The organism is Streptomyces sp. HPF1205, from assembly GCF_020400825.1.
GTDB lineage: Bacteria > Actinomycetota > Actinomycetes > Streptomycetales > Streptomycetaceae > Actinacidiphila.
In genome coordinates this window covers 162,996-174,895 of the sequence record NZ_JAINVH010000010.1, presented here as the reverse complement: position 1 = coordinate 174,895, position 11,900 = coordinate 162,996, and the positions used below count along the sequence as shown (strand labels likewise).

Annotated in this window: 8 protein-coding genes; 4 read left to right on the top strand and 4 right to left on the bottom strand. The window is 72.6% G+C overall.

Annotated features, from left to right (window positions below; translation table 11 throughout):
- Positions 1-600: 600 nt before the first annotated feature.
- Entirely contained in the window at positions 601-1,968 is a 1,368-nt protein-coding gene (locus K7G61_RS14250; RefSeq protein ID WP_225847158.1) for a glycoside hydrolase family 3 N-terminal domain-containing protein, read from the bottom strand.
- Positions 1,969-2,211: 243 nt separating this feature from the next.
- On the opposite strand from K7G61_RS14250, the gene K7G61_RS14245 reads away from it, so the two are divergent.
- Entirely contained in the window at positions 2,212-4,635 is a 2,424-nt protein-coding gene (locus K7G61_RS14245) for a glycoside hydrolase family 9 protein (RefSeq protein ID WP_225847157.1), read from the top strand.
- 202 nt (positions 4,636-4,837) lie between these two features.
- Positions 4,838-6,322, top strand: a complete 1,485-nt coding sequence (locus tag K7G61_RS14240) for an MFS transporter (RefSeq protein WP_225847156.1) — start codon at positions 4,838-4,840, stop codon at positions 6,320-6,322.
- 270 nt (positions 6,323-6,592) lie between these two features.
- Here the strand turns inward: K7G61_RS14240 and K7G61_RS14235 are convergent, their stop codons facing one another.
- Positions 6,593-7,450, bottom strand: coding sequence for an RNA polymerase sigma factor SigF (locus K7G61_RS14235; protein ID WP_225847228.1), 858 nt, complete (start codon positions 7,448-7,450; stop codon positions 6,593-6,595).
- Between the two features lie 115 nt (positions 7,451-7,565).
- Positions 7,566-8,261 carry a TetR/AcrR family transcriptional regulator gene (locus K7G61_RS14230; RefSeq protein ID WP_308190632.1) on the bottom strand — a complete coding sequence of 232 codons (696 nt, stop codon included), beginning with the start codon at positions 8,259-8,261 and terminating at the stop codon, positions 7,566-7,568.
- Between the two features lie 196 nt (positions 8,262-8,457).
- On the opposite strand from K7G61_RS14230, the gene K7G61_RS14225 reads away from it, so the two are divergent.
- Positions 8,458-9,411 carry an SDR family NAD(P)-dependent oxidoreductase gene (locus K7G61_RS14225; RefSeq protein WP_225847155.1) on the top strand — a complete coding sequence of 318 codons (954 nt, stop codon included), beginning with the start codon at positions 8,458-8,460 and terminating at the stop codon, positions 9,409-9,411.
- A 287-nt stretch (positions 9,412-9,698) separates the two neighbouring features.
- Here the strand turns inward: K7G61_RS14225 and K7G61_RS14220 are convergent, their stop codons facing one another.
- Complete coding sequence (locus K7G61_RS14220; protein WP_225847154.1) at positions 9,699-10,256, bottom strand: GNAT family N-acetyltransferase; 558 nt, start codon at positions 10,254-10,256, stop codon at positions 9,699-9,701.
- Positions 10,257-10,650: 394 nt separating this feature from the next.
- Here K7G61_RS14220 and glgA point away from each other — a divergent pair, with 394 nt between their 5' ends.
- Complete coding sequence (glgA, locus tag K7G61_RS14215) at positions 10,651-11,817, top strand: glycogen synthase (RefSeq protein ID WP_225847153.1); 1,167 nt, start codon at positions 10,651-10,653, stop codon at positions 11,815-11,817.
- Positions 11,818-11,900 lie beyond the last annotated feature (83 nt).

Genomic DNA, 11,900 nt, shown 5'->3' with positions numbered 1-11,900 from the left:
GCGGACCCCGCGGGGAGGCCGTCCCCGACGCTCTCCCCGGAGCCGTCCCCGCGGTGGTCCCGGGGACGGGCCGGGGAATCGGCCCGGGAATCGGCCCGGGAATCGGCCTGGTGATCGGCCCGGGGGCCGGATCCCGCGACAGCCCCGGCATCGGGCGTCGCCGCGGGCTCCGGCACGGGCGCGGCGGGTTCGGCGGACACGGCCGGACCTCCGGAAGTCGGTGCGTGGCGGAACTCAAGGGCGCCTCACCTTATGCACCGCGCGGACCGCGCACCCAGTCCCCGCCGCAACCGCTGCCCACAATTCCCGCGGGGTTCACCCGCTCGTCACAGTGCGGGCCGGCCGGGCCGGCCGGCGTGCGGCGGCCGGCGGCCGGCGCGGTCCAAGCCGGTCCGGGGGCGGTCACGGTGTGGTCGCCGGCTCGGTCGTCGGCTCGGTCGTCGGCCGGGTCGCGGCGGGGTCGCCCTCGCCCGGCCGGCGGCGCGGCCCTCCCCGCTCGCCGCCGCGTTCGAGGCGGCGGCGCGCGAAGCGCTCGCCTGAACGGCGGCGGCTCGCGGGGCGCTTCCCGCCCCGTCCGCCCGCCCGGCCCTGTGCGGCGCTTCAGCCGCAGGTCAGCAGGCCCGCGTTCTGCTTGGCCGTGAGCACCCGCCGCACACTGTCGTCCACGTTCCTGCGCAAGGCGGCGTCCTGCGGCAGCCGGGCCAGCACCGCCGAGGTCATCGGGCCGATGTCCGCCGGCTGGACGGTCAGCAGGACGTTGCCGCCGGCGGCGAAGAAGTCCAGGGCCCGCCGGGCCGGCGTACGGTCGGCGACCGCCACGGCCTGGCCCAGGTCGTCGGAGATGATCACGCCCTTGAAGCCCAGCGAACCGCGCAGCAGGGTGCGCAGCACCACCGGGGAGAACACGGCCTGCCGGGACGGGTCGATCCTGGCGTAGGTGGCGGAGGAGACCATCACGAACGGCACACCCGCGTCGATGGCCGACTTGAACGGCTGCAGGAACGGGTCGGTGCTGGTGGTGACCCCGTCCACCACGCCCGCCGTCGTGTCGGTGTTGCCGGTCACCCGGCCCAGCCCCGGGAAGTGCTTGGCGGTGGCGACGACGCCGGCCCGCGCCATCCCGCGAAGGAAGGCGGTGCTGTGCGAGGCCACGGTCGCGGGGTCGGTGCCGTACTCGCGGGACAGCTTCCCGATGGGGGCGTTGACGTTCACCAGGGCGGGCGGCACGGTGTCGGCGACCGGCGCCAGGTTCATGGTGACCCCGGCCGCCCGCAGCTGCCGGCCCCAGGTCTCGGCGTCCTTCTGCAGCGTGGCCGGCGCCGAGGTGCCCTGCCGCGCGGCGCTCGGGATCACGCTGAACCCGGGGCCGTTCAGCACCTGCACCAGACCGCCCTCCTGGTCGGTGGCCACCAGCATGCCCACCGTGACCCCCTTGACGGGCGAGGTCAGGGCCCGCGCCCGGTTCGCGACGGACCTCACCGCCGCGGTCCCCGCGTTCGTGTGCACCTTCAGGAACACCGAGCCGGTCTTCCCCTGCCTGATCGCCGCCGCCTCGGCCGTGGTCATTCCCGTGGTGCTCACGGAGGTCATGAACAGCTGCCCCACCCGCTGCGCCTGGCTCATGGCGTTCACCGTCCGGTCCACGCAGCTCGACGGCCGCGTGGTCCCGGTGGCCGCGCCCGACGAAGCGGTCGGCCGCGTGGCGGAGCCCGGCACGGACGACGCCGAGGTGGTCGGGCTCGCGGCGGTGCCGGTGGCGGTCGTGCCACCGGTGCCCGAGGGCGCTGCCGACGACACGGTCGGCGTACGGCTGTTGCCGTCGCCGCACCCGGCGACGGCGAGCAGCACCCCCGCCGCGAGGCAGACCGGCAGCCGGCCGGCGCGCAGCCGTCCTCGGGCGGCGGTCCGTGGTCCGGCGCCGGTGGGGCGGCCGGCGGGGGGCTGCGGAGCGGAGAGCGGCTGACGCACTGCGGAACCTCACACCTCGTCGTTCGGTCGGGGGGCTGGAGCGTGGGTGGTGCTCCCATGTCCTTTGCCACGCGAAACGCCAGTCATCTCGTGTGACGAAAAGAAACCCTCGTCAGGGGGCCAGAATGCCCTCTCACGGCCCCGTCCCGCACACCGGGGGTGGGCATGTGCAAGTGCTTGACGGTCCGTGACGTCCGGGTTCAGCATGTGGGAGCGCTCCCACCCCCCACCGCTGGAGGACGCGTGACCAGATTCCGCATACCACCCGGAGCCCGGCGGGCCCGGGCGGCCGCCGTCACCCTGGCGGCGGCACTGCTGCCCCTGACCCTCGCGGCGGCGGCCGGGGCCCCCGCCGCCCACGCCGCCAGGAACGCCGCGGACGCCGCCCCCGCGTACAACTACGCCGAGGCCCTCCAGGACTCGATGCTCTTCTACGAGTCCCAGCGCTCCGGCAAGCTGCCCGCCGACAACCGGGTCTCCTGGCGCGGCGACTCCGACCTGTCCGACGGCGCCGACGTGGGCATCGACCTGACCGGCGGCTACCACGACGCCGGCGACGAGGTGAAGTTCGGCTTCCCGATGGCGTTCTCGATGACCATGCTGGCCTGGGGCGGCGTCGACGAGTCCGCCGGCTACACCAAGAGCGCCCAGAGCACCTACCTGCTGCGCAACCTGCGCTGGGGCGACGACTGGCTGCTCAAGGCCCACCCCTCGCCCAACGTGCTGTACGGCCAGGTGGGCGACGGCAGCTCCGACCACTCCTTCTGGGGGCCGGCCGAGGTCAACCCCTCGCCCCGCCCCTCGTACAAGATCGACGCCTCCTGCCCCGGCTCCGACCTGGCCGGGGAAGCGGCGGCGGCGCTGGCCTCCTCCTCCATGGTGTTCAAGGCGAGCGATCCCACCTACGCGGCGACGCTGCTGACCAACGCCAAACAGCTCTACACCTTCGCCGACACCTACCGCGGCACCTACGACAAGTGCATCACCGCCGCCCAGGGCTACTACAACTCCTGGAGCGGCTACTGGGACGAGCTGGTGTGGGGCGCGATCTGGCTGTACCGGGCCACCGGCGACAGCTCGTACCTGACGAAGGCGGAGACGTACTACGCGCAGCTCCCGAAGATGAGCCAGTCCACCACGCCCGAGTACAACTGGACGCTGGCCTGGGACGACAAGAGCTACGGCGACTACCTGCTGCTGGCCGAACTGACCGGTCAGCAGTCTTACGTCGACGACGCCGAGCGCTGGCTGGACTGGTGGACGACGGGCGTGGGCGGCTCCAAGGTCGCCTACTCGCCCGGCGGCCAGGCGTTCCTGGACACCTGGGGCTCGCTGCGCTACTCGTCCAACACCGCGTTCGCCGCGCTGCAGTTCAGCCACTGGCTGACCGGCCAGGGCAGGGACACGGCGAAGGCGCAGACGTACCACGACTTCGGGGTGCGGCAGATCGGCTACGTGCTCGGCGACAACCCGCGCCACGAGAGCTACGAGATCGGCTTCACCAACTCGGGGACCAACACGAACTGGCCGCAGAACCCGCACAACAGGACCGCGCACGGCTCGTGGGACCAGTCCATGTCCGATCCGCCCACCACCCGGCACCTGGACATCGGCCTGCTGGTCGGCGGACCGTCGAGCGCGAACGACTCCTTCACCGACGACCGCCAGCAGTACGCGATGACCGAGGGCGCCCTCGACTACAACGCGGGCTTCTCCGGCGCGCTCGCCGCGCTCACCGACGAGTACGGCGGCACCCCGCTGACCGGATTCCCGAAGAAGGAGAGCCCCGACGGCCCCGAGGAGTTCATGCAGGCCGCCGTCAACACCGCGGGCACGAACTTCTACGAGATCAAGGCCCAGGTGGTCAACAAGTCCGGATGGCCCGCCCGGCACCTCACCCACGGCAGCTTCCGCTGGTACTTCACCCTCGACCCGGGCACCAGCGCGTCCCAGGTCACGCTCACCTCGCCGTACAACCAGTGCTCGGCGCCGACCGGGCCCACCCAGTACTCCGGCAGCGTCTACTACGTGACCGTGAGCTGCGAGGGCCAGGACATCGCGCCCGCCGGGCAGTCGGCCTTCCACCGGGAGGTGCAGTTCCGGCTGACCTTCCCCGGCGCCCACAACCCGGCGAACGACTGGTCCTACCAGGGAGTCCCCACCACGCCGGGCGCCACGCCGGTGACGGTCCAGAACGTGGTGCTGTACGACGGGTCCACCGCGGTGTGGGGCAACGCGCCCGACGGCTCAAGCACTCCGCCGCCCACCAGCCCGCCGCCCACCACGCCCCCGCCCACGAGTCCGCCTCCGACGAGTCCGCCTCCCACCACCCCGCCGCCGACCGGCGGCGCGGCCTGCGCCGTGGTGTACAAGGTCACCAGCTCCTGGAGCGGCGGCTTCCAGGCGGACGTGGCCGTCACCGACACCGGGGCGAGCGCCGTCAACGGCTGGAAGCTGACCTGGACGTTCGGCGGTGACCAGAAGATCGGCAACGGCTGGAACGGCACCGTCTCCCAGAGCGGCCAGAAGGTGACCGTCACCGACGCCGGCTACAACGCCGCCATAGCCCCCGGCGGCTCGGTCGACATCGGCTTCACCGCCACCTGGTCCAGCAGCAACGCGGCACCGACCGGCTTCGCGCTGAACGGCGCCGCCTGTTCGACCTGACCGTCGGTGAACACCGGGCCGGGGCACCGTCGAATCGCGACGGGGCCCCGGCCCGTGGCGTGTCCGGCGCGCCACGGGACATGCGTCAGTGCAGGGGACGGCCGCCTGATCCACAGCGGTGGCCGTGCACCGCCAACGGAAGTGTCCGGCGCGCGACAGCCGCGGGCCGGTGTGAGACTGACCGGCGAGGAGGTGATCTTCCATGGCCGTGCACCGGCCGAGTACCGCGCAGAGCGGGACCGTCACCACCGACGTACCCGCGCGCCTGGACCGGCTGCCGTGGTCGCGGTGGCACTGGATGATCGTGGTGGGTCTGGGGACCGTGTGGATTCTGGACGGCCTGGAGGTGACCACGGTCGGCAACATCGCCGGCCGGCTGTCGCAGGAGGGCAGCGGCCTGGCCGTGACCTCGGCTCAGATCACCGGCATAGCGGCCGCCCTCTACGTGGCCGGAGCCTGCTCCGGCGCCCTGTTCTTCGGCTGGCTGACCGACCGCCGGGGCCGCAAGAAACTGTTCATGCTCACCCTGGCGGTGTACCTGGGCGCCACCGCCATGACCGCGCTGTCCTTCGCGCCCTGGTGGTTCTTCCTGTTCCGCTTCCTCACCGGTTTCGGCATCGGGGGCGAGTACGCGGCCATCAACTCGGCCATCGACGAACTCATCCCGTCCCGCTACCGCGGCCGGGTGGACCTGATCATCAACGGCAGCTACTGGCTCGGCGCCGTCGGCGGCTCGTTGCTGTCCATCGTCGCCCTCAACACCCGAATCTTCCCGGTCGACGTGGGCTGGCGGCTCACCTTCGCGCTCGGCGTCGTGCTCGGCCTGGTCATCCTGCTGGTCCGCCGGCACGTGCCGGAGAGCCCGCGCTGGCAGTTCATCCACGGGCGCGGTGACGAGGCGGACCAACTGGTCGACTCGGTGGAGCGGCGGATCGAGCAGGAGAAGCAGGAGCGGCTGCCGCGCGTGCGGCAGCGGATGACCATCCACCAGCGCGAGAGCATCGGCTTCGGCGTCATCGCGAGGACCGTCTTCACCGCCTACCCCAAACGGGCGATCCTGGGCCTGGCCCTCTTCGTCGGCCAGGCGTTCCTCTACAACGCGATCACCTTCGGCTTCGGCAGCATCCTCACCACGTTCTTCGACGTCGGCACCGGCGACACCGGCTACTACTTCGCGGTCATCGCGGCCGGCAACTTCCTCGGCCCGCTGCTGCTCGGCCACCTCTTCGACACGCTGGGCCGGCGCGTCATGATCTCGTCCACCTACATCGTGTCGGGTCTGCTGCTGTTCGGCACCGCCTGGCTGTTCGACCGCGGCTCGCTGGACGCCACCACGATCACCGCCTGCTGGTGCGTGGTGCTGTTCTTCGCCTCGGCCGGTGCCAGCAGCGCCTACCTGACGGTCTCGGAGATCTTCCCGATGGAGACGCGGGCCATGGCCATCGCGTTCTTCTACGCCCTGGGCACCGCGGCCGGCGGCATCAGCGGTCCGCTGGTCTTCTCCGACCTCACCAAGTCCGGTGTCGTCGGCGACACGGTGCTGGCCTTCGTCATCGGAGCGTCCCTGATGTGCGCGGCCGGTCTGGTCGCCGCCTTCCTCGCGGTCGACGCGGAACAGCGGTCGCTCGAGGACATCGCCGCCCCGCTGTCGGCCGCGCCGGCGGCGAGCCCGACGGGCGGCGCCTGAGCGGAACGAACGGGGAGGGGTGCCCGGTCCCGGGGGCCCCTCCTTCGTGCTCGGTGCGGGTCGCCTGGAGCGCCGGACCGTCCGGAGTGCCGGACCGCCACGCGGACGGGAGGACGGGAGGACCCGCAGTCGAGCGGGCCGCGAAGCCACGGGCCGCGGAGGCGAGGACGCCATTGGACGCAGGGAAGCCGCGCACGCGAACGGCGGCCGCGGCCCGGGGAGGGGTTCCGGGCGGCGGCCGCCGAGTGCGAGTGCGCGGCGGGCGCGACGTCACTCCTGCGCGAGCAGTCCCGCGCGCAGTTTCGCGATGGTGCGGCTGAGCAGCCGGGAGACGTGCATCTGCGAGTAGCCCAGCTCCTCACCGATCTGCGCCTGCGTCATCTCCTCGCCGAACCGCATCCTCAGCAGCCGCCGGTCCCGCTCGGGCAGCTTCTCGATCAGCGGTGCGAGGCTGTGGAAGTCCTCCACCAGCTCCAGCGCCGGGTCGCAGGCCCCGAAGGTCTCGGCGAGCGTGCGTCCTTCGCCCTCCGCGCCGCCGTCGGTGTCGCTGTACGGGGTGTCGAGCGAGCCGGCCGTGTAGCCGTTGGCCGCGACCAGGCCCTCCAGGACCTCCTCCTCGCTCATGCCGAGGTGCTCGCCCAGTTCCTGCACCGTCGGGTCCCGGTCCAGGACGACCGACAGCTCCTCCTTCGCCTTGCTGAGCTCGACCCGCAGCTCCTGCAGCCTGCGCGGCACGTGCACCGCCCAGGAGGTGTCGCGGAAGAACCGCTTCATCTCCCCGACGATGTACGGGATGGCGAAGGTGGTGAACTCCGTCTCCCGCGACAGGTCGAAGCGGTCGATCGCCTTGATCAGGCCGATCGTGCCCACCTGGATGATCTCCTCGTGGTCGGTGGCCGGCCTGTTGCGGTACCGGCCCGCCGCGAAGTGCACCAGCGCGAGATTCATCTCGATGAGCGTGTTGCGCGCGTATTGGTATGCGGCTGTTCCCTCCTCCAGCTCCTGCAGGCGGTTGAAGAAGAGCTTCGACAGCGCCCGGGCGTCCTTCGGTGCCACGCCCGCCGCGTCATCGATCAACGGCAGTCCGCCGGTGGTGCATTCGTCCCCCACCGCCCACTGCGCCCTCATCGCGGTCCCGTTCGTGCCTTCCGACTTGCCAACCGTTGTGGTCACGTCATCGCCTCGCACATCGTCGACTGTTCGCGAGCCGCCTTCCCGCTCCGAGCGGATGTATTCCACATCATTACCCGACTTCTTCGTCCCGGTATTCGTCCGGGACCCGGGCGCGCCCCGGCCCGCCGGCGTACCCGGCTTCCGTACCGGTCCCGGGGCGGCCGGCGCGGTCCTCGCGCGCCCGCCCGGGGCCGCCGCCCGCCCCGTGCCGCAGGCCGTCCATCAGCAGGTCGAGCAGCCTGCCCGCCTGCTCGCGGTTGTCGGGCCGGCCGGCCGCCAGCGACACCCCGCTCAGCGCGGTGAGCACGTCCGCGGGATCGATGTCGGTACGCAGCGCGCCCTCCCGCGCACCCGCCTCCAGCAGTGCGGACAGCGTCCCGACGAGCAGGTCGCGGCTGTGCGCGAAGGGGTTGCCGCCGGAGGCGACGACCGCCCGCAGGGCGTCGGCCATGCCCCGCTTGGCGATCATGTAGTCGACGAAGCGGTCCATCCACGCCCGCGTGGCCAGGTCGGCCGGGCCGGCGTCGAGCAGCAGCGGGGCCGCCTCGCACAGCCGGGTGAGCTCACTGCGGTACGCGGCCTCGACCAGCGCCTCCCGGGTGGGGAAGTGGCGGTAGAGGGTGCCGATGCCGACCCCGGCGTCCTTGGCGATGGCCTCCAGCGTCACCTCGCCGCCGTCGGCGAGCGCGCTGACGGCGGCGGCGAGCAGGCGCTCGCGGTTGCGCCGCGCGTCGGCGCGCAACGGACGTGAACCGGTGCCCGGCACGGTGGCACTCCTTCGCTTGCAAGCGGAGGAACCTCCGCTTATGGTGGGTCGTAGTGGAGGAACCTCCGGTTCCACCATGGTACCGGCCGCTCCCACGGCGCGCGGGCGCGCGCCCGCGGCCGGCCGGCCGCCGGCCGGACTCCGCCGCACCGGCACATCTTCACGGATCGGCCCTCGCGCCGAGAAATGGTCCGACATGACTTCGCACTCCTTGACCACCACCCCCTTCGACCGTCACTCGACCGCGGCCGAGGTCGTCGCCGGCATCGACCTCACCGGCCGCAGGGCCGTCGTGACCGGCGCTGCCTCCGGGATCGGCGTCGAGACCGCCCGCGCCCTGGCCGGCGCCGGCGCCGAGGTCACCCTCGCCGTCCGGGACACCGCCGCGGGTGAGCGGACCGCGCGCGACATCACCGCCGGCGCCGACAGCAAGAACGTACGGGTGGCCCGTCTCGACCTCGCCGACCAGGCCTCGGTGACCGCCTTCGCCGAGGCGTGGCACGGACCGCTGCACATCCTCGTCAACAACGCGGGGGTCATGGCCTCGCCCGAGACGCGCACCCCCGAGGGCTGGGAGCTGCAGTTCGCCACCAACCACCTCGGCCACTTCGCGCTCACCGCCGGGCTGCGCGAGGCGCTCGCGCGGGCCGGCGGTGCCCGCGTGGTGTCGGTGAGTTCCTCGGCCCACCTGCGCTCGCCCGTGGTCTTCGAGGACATCCACTTCCTGCGGCGGCCCTACGACCCGTGGCTCGCCTACGGGCAGTCCAAGACCGCCAACGTGCTGTTCGCCGTCGAGGCGAGCAAGCGCTGGGCGGCGGACGGGATCACCGTCAACGCCCTCATGCCCGGCGGAATCCGCACCAACCTGCAGCGCCACGTCACCGACGAGGAGCTGAACCGGCTGTGGGCCCGGTCCGGCGCGGGCGGCGCCGACTGGAAGACGCCGGAACAGGGAGCCGCGACCTCCGTCCTCGTGGCGACCTCGCCGCTGCTCGACGGCGTCGGCGGCCGCTACTTCGAGGACTGCCGGGAAGCGGAGGAGAACCAGCCGGGCACCCGCCGGGGCGTGGCGCCGTACGCCCTCGACCCCGAGGCCGCGGCCCGGCTCTGGGAGGTCACCGAGGAGATGCTGGCCGCCCGCACGGCCTGAACCGCACGGCCTTCCCGACCGGCCCGAACGGCCTCGACCGCCTGGGCGGCCTCAACCGCCCGAACGGCCCGGACCGCCCGAACGGCCCGAGCGGCTTCGGGCCCGGGCGGTTCCCCGATCGTGCCGGGCCGCCCGCGGCGGACCGGCCGTACCCCTGCCGTACGGCCGGTCCGCGAAGAAGACGGGCGTCATGCCTTCCTGGGGCTGCTCTCGCCGGCGGGCCGGCCACCCGGGTCGGTGGTGCAGCCGCCCTTGCGGCAGTTCACGTCGGGACAGGACATCGTGGGTCACCTCTTTTCTGCCAGGTCGTCGGGAACGCAGTCCAGAAGGAGCTTGTCGACGCGCTTCCCGTGCCACAGGGCGGCGCTGCGCAGCCGTCCGGCGATGCGGAAACCGGCCTTGAGGTAGGCGTGCACCGCGGCGGTGTGGGGAGCGAGCACCTCCAGCCACACCGCGCTGAGCGACGCGATGGTGAACGCCCAGTCCAGGGTGAGCGCGGTCGCCTCGGCCGCGTAGCCCCGGCCGCGTTGCTCCGGGGCTATCACCACGGTGAATTCGGCGGTGTTGACGGACTGGTCGACATTGAGGGAGGTGGTCCCCACCGGGGTCCCGCCGTCAGCGGTGACCACCTCGAAAAGCTGGTAGTGGGTGGTGGTGTGACCGCTGTGGAATCTGGCCCGGAAGACTTCCCAGGACACCGGCCAGCGGGCACCGAAACCGACGACCGTCGCCGGGTCGGTCTCCCACCGGTGGTAGTCCTGCATCATCTCTTCCCTCGCCAGCGCCAGCGCCAGCCGTTCCCCGGTGCGCAGCGGTACCGGTGCGGTGGTGCGGGGTGTGGTCATCACGCGATGTCTCCCCTAGGTTTGCCCGGTCGGGCTCGTTGCGACCGTCCATAAAGCGTCATTCCTTTGACCGCGCGAAGGGGGCCGATCCCCGGTATTGGCGCGGGAGCGGCGGATATGTGCTTGTCGCCGTTCCGGTTACGCCGCGAAGGCGGACGTACCGCGACCGGCCGGTGGCCCGCCGTGACCGCAAGCACGCCTCATGCGTCGCTCCGGTGGATCGGCGTCACAGCAGACGTCGGTGGTCGGCCGCCCGGCCGGGCCGCAGCGCCTCCTCGGGGCCGCGCGGGACATGGCCGGATCGCGAGCAACCTTTTCCGGCCACGCCCGGCACGGTAGAGGTGGCCGCGGGCGGGGAAGGCAACGAGCACGGTCGTCGAGGGCGGGAGGATCAGTGAAGGTCGGGCTGCTGACGCGCGAGTACCCGCCGGACGTGTACGGCGGGGCGGGGGTGCACGTCGAGTTCCTGGCCCGGCACTTGCGCGCCCTGGCGGACGTCGAGGTGCACTGCTGGGGCCGGGGCGGCGACGAACCCGGGGTGGTCCGGCACGGCCCGCCCGGCTTCCTGGACGGCGCCAACGACGCCCTGCGCACCTTCGGCACCGACCTGTCCATGACCGCCGCCCTGCGGGGCCGCGACCTGGTGCACTCCCACACCTGGTACGCCAATCTGGCCGGCCACCTCGCCAAGCTGCTGTACGGGGTGCCGCACGTGTTGACCGCCCACTCGCTGGAACCGCTGCGGCCCTGGAAGGCCGAGCAACTGGGCGGCGGCTACGCCCTGTCCAGCTGGGCCGAGCGCACCGCGATGGAGTCCGCCGACGCCGTGGTCGCGGTCTCCGAGGGCATGCGCGGCGACATCCTCGGCTGCTATCCGGCGCTCGACCCCGGCCGCGTGCACGTCATCCGCAACGGCATCGACACCGCCACCTACCGCCCCGACGCCCGCACCGACGCGCTGGAGCGGATCGGCGTCGACCCCGACCGCCCGTACGTGCTGTTCGTCGGCCGCATCACCCGGCAAAAGGGCGTCCCCCACCTGCTGCGCGCCGCCCGCCGCACCGATCCGGCCGTGCAGCTCGTGCTGTGCGCGGGCGCACCCGACACCCCCGCCCTGGACCGCGAGTTCCGTGCGCTGTTCGACGAACTGAGGGCCGTCCGCGACGGGGTGCACTGGATACCGGCGATGCTGCCGCGGCCCGCCGTCGTCCAACTCCTCACCCACGCGGCGGTGTTCGTCTGCCCTTCGGTGTACGAGCCGCTCGGCATCGTCAACCTGGAGGCCATGGCGTGCGGCACCGCCGTCGTCGCCTCCGCGGTCGGCGGCATACCCGAGGTCGTGCGGGACGGCGTCACCGGACTCCTGGTGCCCTACGACGAGGGGCGCCCCGAGGACTTCGAGGCCGCCCTTGCCGCCGCCGTGGACCGGCTCACCGGCGATCCGGCGCTGGCCGCCCGTATGGGCGAGGCCGGCCGGGACCGCGCCGTACGAGAATTCGGCTGGGACACCGTGGCGGCACGCACCGCCGAGCTGTACACGCGGGTCCTCGGCGGCGGATGAGACCCGTGCCCGTCCACACCGACGGGCGACCCCGGACGCGGGCAGGACACAGGCGGACACAGGCGGACACGATCCAAGGGGGA